This is a genomic window from Neptuniibacter sp. QD37_6, from assembly GCF_047778085.1.
Lineage (GTDB): Bacteria > Pseudomonadota > Gammaproteobacteria > Pseudomonadales > Balneatricaceae > Neptuniibacter.
The window spans coordinates 3223793-3239198 of record NZ_CP180550.1 but is presented as its reverse complement, the minus strand read 5'-3'; the positions used below and the strand labels follow the sequence as shown (position 1 = coordinate 3239198).

Sequence of the window (15406 nt, the reverse complement as noted above, 5' to 3'; positions counted from 1 at the left end):
ATGTCATTTTTGTGGATAAAAGTCTTTCATATTCTTGCGATGACCAGTTGGATGGCAGGTATCTTCTACCTTCCACGTATCTTTGTTCATTACGTTGAAGGGCGTGAAGCAGGGCAGGATGTTGCTCGATTAGAGATCATGGCCGGTAAGCTTTATGGCTTTATGAGCATTATGGCGATCTTCACCTTAGGCCTAGGTTTATGGCTGATGTTTGGCTACGGCATTGGCGGTGGTTGGATGCATGCAAAACTGACGTTTGTCGGTTTGCTGATTGGTTATCACTTTTGGTGTAAAGCGTACTTAAACAAAATGAGAGCGGGAACTTTAGATCGCAGTGGCCGTTATTTTCGTCTGTTTAACGAGCTACCGTTACTGATCTTTATTCCGATTTTGATCTTTGTTGTAGTGAAACCGTTCTAATTCAGAACGAGTGGAACAGACGTTGGAAACTTAAGCTTTGTGCTTAGCCAGCGTTTGTTCAACACGAGCGGCGAGTCGCTCAGCCCTTTCCTGAAGTTGCTCAACTTCATTGGTGAAAAGGTCCATCTCTGGACGTGTAGGGATAAACCTTACTTCCTCTTTTACATACTCATCCAAGTTGTGGATAAAGCTAGAAGCACTGTTTTTATACCACTGAGCTTTCCAAGCCGTGTATAGAGCTACTTGGTGTGCAGGAAGATCGCCAATCACATCACCTAGCATCGCCTCCCAATCAATCTGAGCATCGCTCAGAATCTGCTGGAAGCGGGTAGCTAAAGCGCTGTCACCACTGATCTGAACCGTCTTACCAAACATCGCATCAGACTTATCTTTGCTGGTTAGCAGAGTGATAAAATCGGCGGCGTTACCACGAAGTGTTGTAGTCGGTTCATCGTTGTAAACCGATTGGATCTGAAGGCCATCGGCATTAGGCAGTAGGTAAAGGTTAAGTGCAGGTGAAGTGCATTCAATCGCAATCACTTTGCCAGTGAGGCGCTCAAGATGTTGCAGTGTAACCGGGTCACGTTTTAGCAGTTGGTTGCATACCGTTTCTGCAGTCGTGAATAGGGTAGCTTGAAGCATCTCGAGCATGAGTTAGATCCTAAAAAGCGATTAAGGCTTGATACCTGTGTGTAGTGCAACGATACCGCCAGTCATATTCTGGTAGCGGCAGTTTGTCAGACCCGCATTCTGCATCATACCTTTCAGTGTCTCCTGATCTGGATGCATGCGGATTGACTCAGCCAAGTAACGGTAGCTATCAGCATCGCCAGCAATTGCAGAACCCATGTGCGGTAGGATGTTGAACGAGTAGAAGTCGTACGCTTTAGTTAGCAGAGGGTTATCTGTCTTAGAGAACTCCAATACCATCAATTTACCGCCTGGCTTAAGTACACGTGCCATAGAGCGTAGTGCTGCATCTTTATCTGTTACGTTACGTAGACCAAATGCGATTGTGATCACATCGAAGGTGTTATCAGGGAATGGCAGGGCTTCAGCGTTTGCTTGAACAAACTCAACGTTACCTGTTACGCCTTTATCCATCAGCTTGTCACGACCAACTTTCAACATTGAGTCGTTGATGTCAGCAAGAACAACTTTACCTGTAGGACCCACAAGGCGCGAGAAACGCATGGTCAGATCGCCAGTGCCACCTGCGATATCTAGGATCGTGTTACCTGTTCGAACGCCACTTTGTTCAATCGTGATTCGTTTCCAAAGACGGTGAACACCACCGGACATTAGATCGTTCATCAGATCGTATTTGCCAGCAACACTGTGGAAGACATCAGCAACACGCTGTACTTTTTCCTCTTTTTTGACGTTTTCATAGCCAAAGTGAGTGGTGTTGTCGTTGCGTTGATCTGCCATATTCGGATGTCCTGAAAATCTTAGATTAGAGGGGGATTTTAACCTTATCCGCTGAAATTGTCTGCGATTGAAAAGGGATTATTTTAGGTAGAACTGACGTAGAAATAAAAAAGGGCTATTAATGAATAGCCCTTTTTAGTGTTTATCTACGATGTAGGATGCTTATCGCCCGATAGCGATCATACCGCCATCGCGTGATTCGCCAGCATCTGCTAGTTTCTGAAGATACTCTTGCCAATACTGATCGTGATTGTAGGCAAGGTCATGTAGGCAGTCCCACGTATAGATACCGCTGTCATGACCATCATCAAACACAATCTTTAGAGCGTAGTTACCGCTAGGAATCAGCTCTTTAATGCCCACATGCTTTTTACCTGTTTGCAGCACGCCATTGCCGATGCCATGGCCGCGCACTTCAGCAGATGGAGAGTGCACACGTAAGTACTCGGCACTTAGCTCAAAGGTTTTATCCTCATAGCTTAATTCCAGCGTGCGAGACTTCTTGTGCAGCTTAATCTGAGTCGGTAATGGTACTTTAGACATCATCTTACTCCCAGTTAAAGGGTCCTAATTACAGAATATAGTGGCTTAGGTCTTCGTCTTTGCTTAGCTCGCTAAGCTGCTGATCAACAAAAGCTTTGTCTACTTTGATTGTCTGACCAGAGCAGTCTGATGCAGCAAAAGAAAGCTCTTCTAGTAGACGTTCCATCATTGTGTGTAAACGACGTGCACCGATGTTTTCTGTGCTTTCGTTTACTTCAAATGCCAGTTCAGCGACACGATGAATACCTTCATCAGTAAACTCAACACTCACGCCTTCAGTACCAAGTAGCGCTGTGTACTGATCAGTTAGCGATGCATTTGGCTCTTTTAGGATTCGGCGGAAGTCTTCTGGTGTTAGGGCATTTAGCTCAACACGAATTGGCAGACGACCTTGCAGTTCTGGAATCAAATCAGACGGCTTAGCCAAGTGGAATGCGCCGGATGCGATAAACAGAATGTGGTCTGTTTTTATCATGCCGTATTTAGTGCTGACTGTGCAGCCTTCGATTAGCGGTAGCAGGTCACGCTGCACACCTTCACGAGATACGTCACCGCTGCTGTTAGAGCCGCCTTTGCAGACTTTATCGATTTCATCTAGGAAGACGATACCGTGCTGTTCAACTAGCTCTACTGCAGATTGTTTCAGCTCATCTTCTTTAACAAGGTTCGCTGCTTCTTCATCAGTTAGGGCTTTAAAAGCATCTTTGATCTTCAAACGGCGAGACTGTTTCTTACCACCGCCCATGCCAGAGAACATGCTTTGCAGTTGGTTCGTCATCTCTTCCATGCCCGGAGGCGCCATGATCTCAACACCCATCTGTGGCTGAGCCACTTCGATGTCGATCTCTTTATCGTCTAGTTGGCCTTCGCGAAGTTTCTTACGGAATACCTGACGCGTAGCGCTGTCTTCGCGAGTAGGTTCTTCGCCAAAGTTTGCAGGGCGTGCTGGTGGCAGTAGGGCATCAAGAATACGCTCTTCCGCTGCTTCTTCAGCTTGGAAGCGTACTTTATCCATCTCCTGCTCACGTAGCATCTTGATCGACATATCAACCAAGTCACGGATGATGGTTTCTACGTCACGACCGACATAACCAACTTCGGTAAATTTAGTCGCTTCTACTTTGATGAACGGTGCGTTAGCTAGTTTTGCTAGACGACGTGCGATCTCAGTTTTACCTACACCAGTAGGACCGATCATCAAGATGTTTTTAGGGGTTACTTCAGTACGCATCTCATCATCAAGTTGCATACGACGCCAGCGGTTACGAAGTGCGATGGCTACTGCACGTTTTGCTTCGTCTTGGCCGATAATGTGACGATCCAGCTCGGATACAATTTCACGTGGTGTCATGTTAGACATTTTTAGCTCCTGTGGCTGGATTACTGAACTGAATCAAGTTCTTCGATAGTCAGGTTGCCGTTGGTAAATACACAGATACCAGCAGCGATATGTAGGCTCTTCTCAACAATATCTTTAGCAGAAAGCTCAGTATTGTCAGTTAGGGCGCGAGCAGCAGCCAAAGCGAAGTTGCCGCCAGAACCAATAGCGATAACGCCATCTTCTGGTTCGATAATGTCGCCGCTACCCGAGATTAGATAAGTTTTCTCTTTGTTAGCAACCAACATAAGTGCTTCAAGTTTGCGTAGCACACGGTCACCGCGCCACTCTTTCGCTAGGCTTACAACGGCATTGAAAATGTTGCCTTGGTGTTTCTCTAGCTGAGCTTCAAAAAGATCAAGTAGGGTAATTGCGTCAGCGGTACTGCCGGCAAAACCGGTAATTACATCGTGCTTAGGCAGAAGGCGAACTTTACGTGCAGTGCCTTTCATTACAGTGTTGCCTAGCGATACTTGGCCATCACCGCCTACAACTACTTTATCGCCACGACGTACGGATACTATCGTTGTCATTATCTGCTCCTAATGGGAGTGAATCTTAAACAGTGCGCTATAAATCGATGAAGCGTAATGCACTGTTTCTTTATAGGTTTAAAGAAAGATGGTGACTAAGAGATGAATTTCAAGGCTGTAAAAACAAAAAGCCCATCGACTTAAGGATGGGCTTTTAGCTTTTACTGTTTGATTCGCAAAGGCTGGATATTTTGCTGAACCAATTTGTCGTAGGCTTTAGATAAGCGCGAGCGGTTATCGAATGGGCCAACTCGCACCCGATACCATTGGGTGCCGTCTTTGCTGGTGCTGATATTGGTGTGGACGTTTGGCAGTCCAAGCAGTATCAACTGAGCGCGCATTCTCTCGGCATCAGCTTTAGCCTTAAATGAACCGGCTTGTAGCAGATACTTATGCTGGGTCTTGGCATCTTTCGGCGTGGATTTATACACATCCTTAGGCGCTTCAACTTCGCTTTCTTTAAGCATTTCGTAAAATTCGAAACGGCTCTTATCAGTCGACTTCTCAACAACAGGGGCCTGACTTTTAACTGGCTTTGATGGAGCCGGTTTCGGCTTTTCAGCCGTCTGAGCAGGCTTAGGCTTGCTGTTGGCCAGTGGTGTGCTGGCTTCGCCAGGATCAACCTTAGTTAGGTTATACAAACCGTAACCAAGGCCACCCAGCAGTAATAAGGTCAACGCCAGTAGCCCAGTAGGAAAGCGCTTTTTCTGCTTAGCAGGTGCTCTCTTTGGGGCAGGCTTAGCGCGGCTAGCTGAAGCTTTACCACGTTTGGTTTTGGCGTAATCCTTACGAGATGCCATCTACTTACATTTGCTCCGGTGCAGATACACCTAGTAGATCCAAACCGTTTGCTAGTACGTGACGTACCGCTACAGCCAGTGTTAGACGCGCGTTACGTACATCGGCGTCCTCTACTAGAGTCTTCTCTGAGTTGTAGTAAGTGTGGAACTCTGCCGCTAGATCTTTCAGGTAGTTAGCGATCTGGTGTGGTTCGCGTGCATTGGCTGCGTTCTTAACCACTTCTGGATATTTGCCCAGATTGATCACTAGATTCTTCTCAGATTCTAGCTCTAGCTTGTCTAGTGCAGCGATACCTTCAGCTTCGTTCCACTCCAAGTTGCCTTCGCTTAGTTTGCGGAAGATAGAGCAAACGCGCGCGTGAGCGTACTGGATATAGTAAACAGGGTTATCAGCAGACTGAGAGCGTGCCAAGTCGATATCAAAGGTTAGATGACTGTCAGACTTACGTGCTGCTAGGAAGTAACGTGTTGCATCACGGCCTACTTCGTCGATTAGGTCGCGTAGTGTTACGTAGCTACCTGCACGCTTGGAGATCTTAACCTCTTCACCACCGCGCATAACGGTAACCATCTGGTGAAGTACATAGTCAGGCCAGCCCTGAGGGATGTCTGCTTTAAGTGCTTGAAGACCTGCACGTACACGTGTGATCGTGCTGTGGTGGTCGGCACCTTGTTCGTTGATAACCGTATCGAAACCGCGCTGCCACTTATCAAGGTGGTAAGCCACGTCGGGTACGAAGTAAGTGTAACCGCCATCTTTCTTGCGCATTACACGGTCTTTGTCGTCGCCAAAGTCCGTCGTACGCAACCAAAGTGCGCCGCCACCTTCGTATGTGAAATTGTTTTCGATCAGCGTCTGAACAGCTGCTTCTACTTTGCCTTCTGCGTATAGAGAAGACTCTAGGAAGTAGACATCAAAATCTACCGCAAACGCTTTAAGGTCTAGATCCTGTTCGCGACGTAGGTAAGCAACAGCGAAGTGGCGGATAGATTCCAGATCATCTGCATCTTTAGCGCCAGTGAAAGACTGGTCTTCAGATACAACAGTGTCGCCAGCCATGTAGCTGTTCGCTAGGTCGATAATGTAGTCACCGCGGTAACCATCTTCAGGCCAGCTTGGATCATCTGGTGTTAGGTTTTTGCAGCGTGCTTGTACAGACAGCGCTAGGTTGTTGATCTGCTGGCCAGCATCGTTGTAGTAAAACTCACGCGTTACATCCCAACCGTTCGCTTCCATGATTCGGCATAGGCAGTCACCTACTGCTGCGCCACGACCGTGACCGATGTGAAGAGGACCAGTCGGGTTTGCCGATACAAACTCAACCTGAACTTTTTTACCTTCGCCGTTGTTGTTACGGCCGTAGTTGTTCTTCTGCTCTAGGATGTTTTTCAACAGAGAGCTAGTCGACGCACCACTGATAAAGAAGTTAATGAAACCTGGGCCCGCAATCTCTGTGCGTTTTAGGTTGTCTGATGCAGGTAGTGCGTCAACCAATTTCTCAGCCAGTTGGCGAGGGTTGCAGCGAGCTGGTTTAGCTAATGTCAGAGCGATGTTAGAAGCGTAGTCACCATGAGATTTATCACGGGTGTTTTCCACCATGATTTTAGGTTCTACGTCGGCAGGCAAAGTGCCATTTTCAATCAGTGTCTTCAGGGCGGAGTCAATCAGCTCTGCAATTATCTCTTTCATTAGCGTACAAATACCGTTTGAAGTAAGTCGGTGAGCCCAAGGTCGATCAATTTGATCGGTTGGGGCTTCAGAAGAACCGCGTATTATCCCTGTAAAATCTGCCTATGTTAAGAGCTGAAAGGCGAGATCTGCTTAAAAAGTATCCGCTGGATCGACATCTATAGACCAGCGAACTTTTCGAGACTCTTTATTTTGCTCTAGATACCAACACAGGTTGGCTAATAGCTGATGAAGCGCTTTACGATTTTGCGCATAGATCATCAGCTGCGCTCTATGCATGCCTGCGCGTTTTTCCATAGGGGCAGGGAAGGGGCCGATCCAATGGGCATCCTGTGGCAGCAGCATGTCATCTTCTAGCTGCTGTCTAATCGCACTCAAAAACGATTCGGCGCGACCATTTTGCGTCGTTTCTGCGCGAAGCAATGCGTAGTGAGTAAACGGTGGAAGTTGCGCCATTTTACGATTATGCAGCTCCTCTTGCGCGAATGCGCTGTAACCATGCTGAACCAGTGTTTGCAGGGTGGGGTGATCGGCGTGGTAGGTCTGCATCATGACCGTGCCCGCATGGTCGGCACGCCCAGCGCGTCCTGCAACTTGCAGAATTAACTGTGCTGTACGCTCCATACCGCGGAAATCGGCGCTAAATAAGCCGCTATCGGCATTGATGATCGCAACCAGTGTTACCCGTGGGAAATGGTGTCCTTTGGCGAGCATCTGTGTGCCTACCAAAATGCAGGGATCGCCACTGTTCACTTGATTCATGATCTCCTGCATCGCGTTTTTCCGCTGGGTACTGTCGCGGTCGACACGAATCACCGGGAAGTTCGGGAAAAGCTTCTGCAATGCTTGCTCGCTGCGCTCAGTTCCTACGCCAACCGGCTGCAGTTGATCGCTATTACATTCAGGGCAGCGATGCGGAATAGCGGCTTGTTTGTCACAGTGATGACAGTGTAGATGCGCAGGACGTTGATGCAACGTCATATGGGCATCACAGCGGGTGCAATCTGCTATCCAGCCACAATCGTGACAGGTCAACGTCGGTGAGAACCCGCGACGATTTAGAAACACCAAAACCTGAGTGCTGCTTTCTAGGTGCTTCTTTATGTTCAGTATCAGTTGCGGTGAAAGGCCATCTGATAAGTTCTCTTGCCGAATATCCAGCAACCTGAATTCAGGAGGAGATGAGTTACCCGCGCGTTGAGTGAGTTTGAGCCAGTGATAACGATCTTCGATCGCATTTTGTAGCGTCTCTAAAGAGGGCGTGGCACTGCCTAAAACAATAGGGATCTCTTCCGAGCGGGCTCGAACGACCGCCAAATCGCGAGCGGAGTAGCGGAAGCCGTCTTGTTGCTTAAACGAAGCATCGTGCTCTTCATCAATAATAATGATGCCGGGGGCTTTCATCGGTGTAAAAATAGCCGAACGGGTACCAATAATAATCCGCGCAATGCCTTCGCGCGCTTGTAGCCAGGCATCCAAGCGTTGGCGATCGGTTAAATTAGAGTGTAGGGCAACAATAGGCACGCTAAAGCGTTGCTGAAAACGCGCCACGGTTTGCGGCGTCAAACCGATCTCTGGCACGAGCACTAGGGCTTGCTTGCCTTCATTAATAACTTTCTCGATCGCTTGCAGGTAAACCTCGGTTTTACCTGAACCAGTGACACCTTCTAATAGGCAAGCGTTAAAACCATCAAATTGAGCGATCTGTTTTACACAGTTATCTTGCTCTTCATTTAAAGGAAGAGGTGACTCATGCAGAATCGGGCCTGTGTGTTGTTTGTGTTCGCGCTTAAATGATTCGGCGAGTTGCTTCTCTTGCAAAGCGTTCAATGCGGCAGTCTGTCCGCCTTCTGCACGGAATGCATCGGCACTGATCCCTTGAGGATGATCGAGTAATAGCTGCAACGCCTCCAATTGGCGTTTAGCGTTGCTCTTGATGGCACTCAAGCAAGCGCCTTCGGCGGCGCGCCATAACGTTTCGTGCTGATATTCGCAGGCTTGGCCTTTACGCAGTAAAACCGGTAGTGCTTGTTGCAGGGCATCGCCCTCTGGATGCTGATAATAGCTTGCAGACCAGCGTGCCAATTTAAACAGGTGAGCAGGCAAAGGCGGGCTGTCATCTAAGATCTGTGAGGCACTTTTAAGCTTGTTATGATCAAACTCACTGCTTTGCGCCACCTCGACTAAAATACCAATGACTTCTCTGTTCCCAAACGGGGCTAGAACGCGAATACCGGGCTTTAATGAAAGGGGATCGATCCCTTCCGGGCAGTGGTAATCGAACAGTCTGCGTAGGGGGCTAGGAATGGCAAGCCGTAAAATGCTCATATATGCTTAAATTGCTCACTTTTTAAACGGTTTTAAGTTGCGCAGCATTATATCGATGCGTATAATTCGCCGCCTACTTAACGTACCAGTTATTTTACTGGTAGTTTAAATCAATGCGGTGCCTGGCAGAAGATCAGGTGGCGGCATGAATCTAATGAGGTTTATCATGAAAGCTGGTATCCACCCGGAATACGCAGAAATTAACGCTACTTGTTCTTGCGGTAACGTTGTTAAAACTAAGTCCACTCTGGGCAAAGACATCCACTTGGACGTTTGCTCTGCTTGTCACCCGTTCTACACTGGTAAGCAGAAAGAAGCGACTTCTGGTGGTCGTATCGATCGCTTCAACAAGCGTTTTGGCGGCCGCGGCATGAAAAAGTAAGTGATGTCACTTATGAGAATTTTGAAAAAGGCGCTCCCATTGTGGTGCGCCTTTTTTGTTTCTGGCTACAGTGCTGTCGTTATCGCAGCTCAGTGTGAACAAACGCATCATGCTGAAACGGTAAAAATTGCGCATATATATGATGGCGATACAGTAAAGCTGACCGATGGTCGGCGTGTTCGCCTTATCGGTATCAATACCCCAGAAACTGCCAAGGAAGACAAACCTGCCGAAGCTTATGCTGATCAAGCAACCGCTCACCTGAAAACCTTGTTAAAAGATGCTGATCTTTCGTTAGTGGTCGGTAAAGAGCCAAAAGATCGCTATAAGCGTTGGTTAGCCCATTTGTACGCTGACGGTCAGCATGTTGGGGAATCTCTGCTTGAAAATGGCTTGGCCTACCATATAGCGGTACCGCCGAATCTTAGTTATCTTAATTGCCTAAAATCTGCTGAACAGCGTGCGGTAGAAGCAAAACTTGGGTTGTGGAATCAAAGCCCTATTCGAGATGTGGCTTCGCTAAAAAACCGTGAATCAGGCTTTAGAATCTTAAAAGGTAAAGTCGAAGCGGTTAAAAAGATTCGTTCTGGTTGGATTTTAGAGATCGGTGACGAATTAGCCGTAAAATTTAGCCCTATTGTTGCAGAGCAGCTAGGCGGCAAGGTAAAAATTGAAGCTTTTGAGGGTAAGGTCCTTACAATAAGGGGCTGGATTAAGCCAAAAAGCCATAACGCACCTGCACACTACCAACCTTGGTTGATGAATATTAGCCACTCTGCACATATACAGCATTAAACGTTGATCCTATCTTTTTACGACTTCTTAGCAGGTTTTTTTAGTACTTTAGGTTTAACCTAAAGAAAAAAAGCCTGTTGCAGGTGCGGAATAGTTGTTCGGCAAATATGTTTTCTATATAGTTCTGTGTTCGACTTTTTAACTAGATTGGAACAGCAGCTATGTCTGATGATATGAAACAAGCCGCTCTTGATTACCATGAGTTCCCACGTCCAGGTAAAATCAGTGTGGAACTGTCTACAGACGCTGAGTCTCAGCGTGATCTTTCCTTGGCGTACAGCCCGGGTGTAGCAGAGCCGGTTCGTGAAATCGCAAAAGATCCTGAAAATGCATACCGTTACACGGCTAAAGGTAACTTAGTCGCAGTAATTTCTAACGGTTCTGCAATTCTAGGTCTAGGTGACTTAGGTCCATTGGCTTCTAAGCCAGTAATGGAAGGTAAAGCACTGCTGTTCAAGCGCTTCGCTGGCCTTGATTCTATCGATATCGAAGTTGACGCTGAAAGCCCACAGGCATTCATCGACACTGTTGCGCGCATCGCGGACACTTTCGGTGGTATCAACCTAGAAGATATCAAAGCTCCAGAATGTTTCGAAATCGAACGTGTTCTGATCGAGCGTTGTAACATCCCTGTATTCCACGATGATCAGCACGGTACAGCTATCGTAACAGCTGCTGGCATGATCAACGCACTAGAAGTAGCTGGCAAGAAGCTAGAAGAAGCTTCAATCGTATGCCTAGGCGCTGGTGCTGCAGCTCACGCTTGCATGAAGCTGCTAGTGAACATGGGTGCTAAGATTGAAAACATCTACATGATCGACCGTACGGGTGTTATCCACTCTGGCCGTGAAAACCTAACACCAGAAAAAGCAGCGTTTGCGTCTGAAACAGACAAGCGTACTCTAGACGATGCTATCGATGGTGCTGACGTATTTGTTGGTCTATCTGGTCCTAACCTGCTTTCTGCTGAACAGCTATCTAAAATGGCTGCTAATCCAGTTGTATTCGCATGTGCTAACCCAGATCCAGAGATTCGCCCAGAGCTTGCTCACGAAACTCGTGACGACGTTATCATGGCGACAGGTCGTTCTGACTTCCCTAACCAGGTAAACAACGTACTTGGCTTCCCATTCATCTTCCGTGGCGCAATGGACGTTCGTTCTACTGCAATCAACGAAGAGATGAAAGAAGCAGCAGTACGCGCTCTTGCTGAGCTGGCTAAGACTCCAGTTCCTCAGGAAGTACTTGATGCTTACGGCCTAGACTCTCTAGAGTTCGGTCGTGACTACATCATCCCTAAAGCAACTGACTCTCGTCTACTAGGCGCTGTATCTACTGCAGTTGCTCAAGCAGCGATCGATTCTGGTGTTGCGCGTCTGCCACTACCAGACAACTATCCACTGTCTTAATCGACACTGGTGTACTAAAAAAAAACCGGCTTAGGCCGGTTTTTTTGTGGCTGAGTGAAACTGTAAAAAAATATAGATTTTTTGCTCGAAAATTAAGAGATTAAGAATTTTTCCTAGTTTCAGTCGAAGGATTATTCAGTAAGCTAGCCCTTAAGTAACAAACTTAGGTATAAGATCATGGATGATGATAAAAGGTCCTGCTGTAACTGTGAAAAGCAAGAACACCTTGGCTTTCCACACGCTGATCTAAAGCTAATTAGTTCTATCCCCGAAAGCTCGATCTATCGCTGCGAATGTTGTGGTGCATTCTGGATTCACGATGGTGAAGACGGTTGGGAAAATCTAGACTTCGATACTTGCTTGGGTTTTGCCTGCTAACGCGGTAACCAGATAGAAAAACGTATTTAAAAAGCCCTGCTGGTTTTTGCTGCAGGGCTTTTTTTGTATTTGGTTTAGATAACATAGATTAAGAGGGCGCCTGATATGGGATTTAGATACTAGGTACACGATGATTTAAACTAGCTATTACGGCATAGTATGCAAGTCATAATGTATGGGGTCTGGTATGCGAGACAGGAAAATCTTATTTGTATTCTTACTTTACCTCATATGCCTAGGTCTCATTCTATTTGTTGGTGTTTCTCTTTTTCAGCGAAGCCTCTATATCGAACTTGATCAAAAAGTGAAGAATGAAGCTGAAAATGTCAGTACCTATTTCAATAAAGAACTTGCCCGTTATGCACATATTCCAGAACTGTTAACGAACCATTACCAGATTCGTCAACTACTGCAGTTCAATACTGGAGCGCACGAATTAAATCTACTTTTACTTGATATTGCTAAAACGACTGGGGCTAGTGAGGTTTATGTGCTCGATATTAAAGGCGATGTTGTTGCTGCAAGTAACTTTCAAAACGCATCGAGTTTTATAGGCGGCAATTTTTCTTTTCGTCCTTATTTTCAGCAGGCAATTGAGGGGCAGAATTCGACGTATTACGCCCTAGGTGTTCGCTCTAAAGAGCGCGGCATCTTTTTTTCATCTCCGGTGTACGTCGATGAAAAGATTATTGGTGTTGCTGCTGTAAAGGTAGATATTTCCAGATTTGAGCAGGATACAGAGTGGTTATCTGGTCAGCATTCTACAAAGTTTATGGTTTATGGACCTGACAATGTCATCTTTATGTCTAATCACCCATTCTGGCGCCTCAAGCAGCTCAGCGAAAGTGAAGTCTTGAGTTGGGCGCATATTAAAGAGAGCCAACGTTACCTCGACCTGACGCAAAATATCTTAAATAACAGTAAAAGAAAGTATGCACTTGCTGACTTGCAGCAGTGGCAAATAGAGTACGCCGAGGCCGAGCAGGGTTTGTATTTTTATGGTGAATCCAGCTTGCCTAGCATGAGTCTTAAGCTCGTTACGTTCAGCCCCGCGGCAGCGGTGGGCTATCAAGTCACCAATTTTATGATTTGGCTCTCTCTGGGGTATAGCTTGGTCTTTGTTTTGGCGTTCTACCTTTATCGACGCTTTGCTGGTTATCGTCAGTTGCTGTATACCCGCAGGGCGCTAGAAAAGGAGATATCGGTTCGCACTGATGAGTTAGATAAAGCGCATAAAGCACTTATGCAGTCGACTAAGCTAGCTACGATTGGGCAGATGTCAGCTTCGATCAATCATGAAATCAATCAGCCGCTCAGTGCTATGAATGCTTATATAGCTGCCTGTCGACGATTACTTGATAGGAGTGACTATCAGGAAGCTAAAGAGACGCTTAATACCATTCAGGATATGACTGAGCGGGTGCATAAAATTGTTTCACAGTTAAAACAATTCAGTCGGAATAAAGAGCCCTCATTAGCTTGGTGTGAATGGTCTAAGTGCCTTGATGCCGCTTTAATTGTGGTAGGGCCCCAGATCACAAACTATAAAGTCGATTTGTCTGTTGAGCACTACAGCAGTTTTGTTTGGGGTGAGGCCTTAAAGTTAGAGCAGGTCCTGGTTAATCTCTTATCTAATGCTATAGATGCAATGTCTGAGCAGCAGGAAAAATCTATTAGTATCAGCTTTAGCCAAAGAGATGGTTATGTCGATATTCATATAACCGACAGTGGTATTGGCTTGGACCTGCAAAATATAGACACTATATTTGATGCCTTTTTTACCACTAAGTCCGATCAAGGCTTAGGGTTGGGCTTATCTATCTCGCGTAACATTATTCGTTCTTTCGATGGTGAGCTGACGGCTAAGAATGCGGATGCTGGGGCTACATTCACGATCTCGTTGAAATCAAGTAACACTGGAAGCAATTAAAATGACAAAAGTTTGGATTATCGACGATGAAGAGATCATTCGTGACTCCCTTAGCCAGCTTCTAAAGATAGAAGGTTATGAAGTCCAGGCGTTCGCGAACGGTACGCAGGCTTTAAAAACACTGGATGAGCATTTCCAAGGTGTTGTGATTTCAGATATTAATATGCCAAAGATGTGCGGCACCAAGCTTCTTAGTGAGATCCAAACCATAGATGTTGATATACCGGTCATCATGCTAACCGGCTATGCCGATGTACAGCTTGCAGTCTCATGTTTGCATCAAGGAGCTTACGATTTTTTTGAAAAGCCGATCACAGAGCAGCTGTTGGATAGTGTTAAGCGTGCCAGTGAAAAAAGAGCCCTTGTCCTAGAAAATCGAGCACTTAAAAGTAGTTTGAAAGCAGTACCTGAAAAAGGGGTCCGGATACTTGGCGACACCCCTGAAATGAAAGATATGATGCGGCTGCTTAATACCGTAGTTGATACCCCAGCAGATGTTTTGATTAGTGGTGAAACCGGTTCCGGTAAAGAGATGGTTGCGCGCTACTTACATGAGATGAGCAGTCGTGCTGATGCAAACTTTGTTGCGATTAACTGTGGCGCTATACCCGAAAGCCTAATCGAGAGTGAGTTGTTCGGGAGTAAAAAGGGGGCTTTTACTGGCGCGACAGAAAACCGTACCGGGCAACTAGGTTTCGGCCAAGGCGGTACTATTTTTCTCGATGAAATAGAAAGCATGCCTATGTCTATGCAGGTAAAAATGTTACGGGTGTTAGAAGATAGAACAATTACCCCTGTTGGCAGTAATACCGCAATTCCGCTGGATGTTAGGTTTGTGGCGGCAACAAAAATTGATCTGTTGAAGCTCGCAGAACAAGGGTTGTTCCGTACAGACCTTTATTACCGTTTAAACCTAGTAAAAGTAGATATACCGCCTTTACGTGCGCGCAAAGCAGATGTTCCATTGTTGTTTAAACACTTTAGCTCTATAGCTGCTGGGCGTTATCACAAACCCCTAACAGCGCTTGCTAGTGAAGAGTCCAATCAACTGATGGCTTACCATTGGCCGGGTAATGTGCGTGAGCTGCGCAATGCCGCTGAAAGAAGGGTGTTGCTTGGTATGCCTATCTCGATCGACGCTGATCAGCCAAGCGTTTCTATGCCAGAGGATTTGTCGCTAAGTGAAAAAGTCGCTTTTTTTGAATGCGCTGTAATAGAGGAGGCCTTGAGCCAATCCTCCGGTTCTATAAAAGAGGCGATCTCCTTACTGCGCGTCCCCAGAAAAACCTTTTACGATAAGTTGGCAAAATACGGAATCCAAAGACGTAGCTTTGTAAAAGACTGAGCTAGTGCATTAACGTGGCTTATATCGCAAAACGTTGACTTAAT

The 15406-nt window shown here is 46.4% G+C and carries 15 protein-coding genes; 7 read left to right on the top strand and 8 right to left on the bottom strand.

All coding sequences use genetic code 11. From position 1 onward, the window contains the following. Window positions 1-420 carry a CopD family protein gene (locus tag ACMXYO_RS15520; RefSeq protein WP_415882636.1) on the top strand — a complete coding sequence of 140 codons (420 nt, stop codon included), beginning with the start codon at window positions 1-3 and terminating at the stop codon, window positions 418-420. A gap of 30 nt (window positions 421-450) precedes the next feature. On the opposite strand, the gene ACMXYO_RS15515 is transcribed toward ACMXYO_RS15520, so the two are convergent. The 8 genes from ACMXYO_RS15515 to ACMXYO_RS15480 all read right to left on the bottom strand — a co-directional run bounded on the left by ACMXYO_RS15515 (window position 451) and on the right by ACMXYO_RS15480 (window position 9123). Continuing rightward, on the bottom strand, window positions 451-1071 hold the full coding sequence (locus ACMXYO_RS15515; RefSeq protein WP_415886031.1) for an SCP2 domain-containing protein: 621 nt from the start codon (window positions 1069-1071) through the stop codon (window positions 451-453). Between the two features lie 21 nt (window positions 1072-1092). Continuing rightward, on the bottom strand, window positions 1093-1851 hold the full coding sequence (gene ubiE, locus ACMXYO_RS15510; RefSeq protein ID WP_415886030.1) for a bifunctional demethylmenaquinone methyltransferase/2-methoxy-6-polyprenyl-1,4-benzoquinol methylase UbiE: 759 nt from the start codon (window positions 1849-1851) through the stop codon (window positions 1093-1095). 162 nt (window positions 1852-2013) lie between these two features. Further along, window positions 2014-2394: a gamma-butyrobetaine hydroxylase-like domain-containing protein gene (locus ACMXYO_RS15505; RefSeq protein WP_415886029.1), complete on the bottom strand. Its 381-nt coding sequence runs from the start codon at window positions 2392-2394 to the stop codon at window positions 2014-2016. A gap of 28 nt (window positions 2395-2422) precedes the next feature. Beyond that, window positions 2423-3754: an ATP-dependent protease ATPase subunit HslU gene (hslU, locus tag ACMXYO_RS15500; RefSeq protein ID WP_415882632.1), complete on the bottom strand. Its 1332-nt coding sequence runs from the start codon at window positions 3752-3754 to the stop codon at window positions 2423-2425. 20 nt (window positions 3755-3774) lie between these two features. Further along, window positions 3775-4305 carry an ATP-dependent protease subunit HslV gene (hslV, locus tag ACMXYO_RS15495; protein ID WP_415882631.1) on the bottom strand — a complete coding sequence of 177 codons (531 nt, stop codon included), beginning with the start codon at window positions 4303-4305 and terminating at the stop codon, window positions 3775-3777. Window positions 4306-4466: 161 nt separating this feature from the next. Next, on the bottom strand, window positions 4467-5105 hold the full coding sequence (locus ACMXYO_RS15490; protein WP_415886028.1) for an SPOR domain-containing protein: 639 nt from the start codon (window positions 5103-5105) through the stop codon (window positions 4467-4469). Between the two features lie 4 nt (window positions 5106-5109). Continuing rightward, window positions 5110-6795, bottom strand: a complete 1686-nt coding sequence (gene argS / locus ACMXYO_RS15485) for an arginine--tRNA ligase (RefSeq protein WP_415886027.1) — start codon at window positions 6793-6795, stop codon at window positions 5110-5112. Between the two features lie 132 nt (window positions 6796-6927). Beyond that, window positions 6928-9123 carry a primosomal protein N' gene (locus ACMXYO_RS15480; protein ID WP_415886026.1) on the bottom strand — a complete coding sequence of 732 codons (2196 nt, stop codon included), beginning with the start codon at window positions 9121-9123 and terminating at the stop codon, window positions 6928-6930. A gap of 166 nt (window positions 9124-9289) precedes the next feature. On the opposite strand from ACMXYO_RS15480, the gene rpmE reads away from it, so the two are divergent. From rpmE to ACMXYO_RS15450, 6 genes are all read left to right on the top strand, one after another. Further along, complete coding sequence (gene rpmE, locus ACMXYO_RS15475; protein WP_415888115.1) at window positions 9290-9505, top strand: 50S ribosomal protein L31; 216 nt, start codon at window positions 9290-9292, stop codon at window positions 9503-9505. A 12-nt stretch (window positions 9506-9517) separates the two neighbouring features. Further along, entirely contained in the window at window positions 9518-10300 is a 783-nt protein-coding gene (locus ACMXYO_RS15470) for a thermonuclease family protein (protein ID WP_415886025.1), read from the top strand. A gap of 161 nt (window positions 10301-10461) precedes the next feature. After that, a complete protein-coding gene (locus ACMXYO_RS15465) occupies window positions 10462-11709 on the top strand; it encodes a malic enzyme-like NAD(P)-binding protein (protein ID WP_415886024.1) in 1248 nt (415 codons plus the stop codon). A gap of 177 nt (window positions 11710-11886) precedes the next feature. Next, window positions 11887-12087, top strand: a complete 201-nt coding sequence (locus tag ACMXYO_RS15460; protein WP_415886023.1) for a hypothetical protein — start codon at window positions 11887-11889, stop codon at window positions 12085-12087. 187 nt (window positions 12088-12274) lie between these two features. Further along, window positions 12275-14017 carry an ATP-binding protein gene (locus tag ACMXYO_RS15455; RefSeq protein ID WP_415886022.1) on the top strand — a complete coding sequence of 581 codons (1743 nt, stop codon included), beginning with the start codon at window positions 12275-12277 and terminating at the stop codon, window positions 14015-14017. Window position 14018: 1 nt separating this feature from the next. Then, entirely contained in the window at window positions 14019-15362 is a 1344-nt protein-coding gene (locus tag ACMXYO_RS15450; protein WP_415886021.1) for a sigma-54-dependent transcriptional regulator, read from the top strand. Window positions 15363-15406: the final 44 nt, after the last annotated feature.

What these genes read in the sequence shown, in the direction of transcription:
- ACMXYO_RS15520 (WP_415882636.1), top strand. Translation starts at nt 1, where the DNA reads ATGTCATTTTTGTGGATAAAAGTCTTTCATATTCTTGCGATGACCAGT.
- ACMXYO_RS15515 (WP_415886031.1), bottom strand. Translation starts at nt 1,071, where the DNA reads ATGCTCGAGATGCTTCAAGCTACCCTATTCACGACTGCAGAAACGGTA.
- ubiE (WP_415886030.1), bottom strand. Translation starts at nt 1,851, where the DNA reads ATGGCAGATCAACGCAACGACAACACCACTCACTTTGGCTATGAAAAC.
- ACMXYO_RS15505 (WP_415886029.1), bottom strand. Translation starts at nt 2,394, where the DNA reads ATGTCTAAAGTACCATTACCGACTCAGATTAAGCTGCACAAGAAGTCT.
- hslU (WP_415882632.1), bottom strand. Translation starts at nt 3,754, where the DNA reads ATGTCTAACATGACACCACGTGAAATTGTATCCGAGCTGGATCGTCAC.
- hslV (WP_415882631.1), bottom strand. Translation starts at nt 4,305, where the DNA reads ATGACAACGATAGTATCCGTACGTCGTGGCGATAAAGTAGTTGTAGGC.
- ACMXYO_RS15490 (WP_415886028.1), bottom strand. Translation starts at nt 5,105, where the DNA reads ATGGCATCTCGTAAGGATTACGCCAAAACCAAACGTGGTAAAGCTTCA.
- argS (WP_415886027.1), bottom strand. Translation starts at nt 6,795, where the DNA reads ATGAAAGAGATAATTGCAGAGCTGATTGACTCCGCCCTGAAGACACTG.
- ACMXYO_RS15480 (WP_415886026.1), bottom strand. Translation starts at nt 9,123, where the DNA reads ATGAGCATTTTACGGCTTGCCATTCCTAGCCCCCTACGCAGACTGTTC.
- rpmE (WP_415888115.1), top strand. Translation starts at nt 9,290, where the DNA reads ATGAAAGCTGGTATCCACCCGGAATACGCAGAAATTAACGCTACTTGT.
- ACMXYO_RS15470 (WP_415886025.1), top strand. Translation starts at nt 9,518, where the DNA reads ATGAGAATTTTGAAAAAGGCGCTCCCATTGTGGTGCGCCTTTTTTGTT.
- ACMXYO_RS15465 (WP_415886024.1), top strand. Translation starts at nt 10,462, where the DNA reads ATGTCTGATGATATGAAACAAGCCGCTCTTGATTACCATGAGTTCCCA.
- ACMXYO_RS15460 (WP_415886023.1), top strand. Translation starts at nt 11,887, where the DNA reads ATGGATGATGATAAAAGGTCCTGCTGTAACTGTGAAAAGCAAGAACAC.
- ACMXYO_RS15455 (WP_415886022.1), top strand. Translation starts at nt 12,275, where the DNA reads ATGCGAGACAGGAAAATCTTATTTGTATTCTTACTTTACCTCATATGC.
- ACMXYO_RS15450 (WP_415886021.1), top strand. Translation starts at nt 14,019, where the DNA reads ATGACAAAAGTTTGGATTATCGACGATGAAGAGATCATTCGTGACTCC.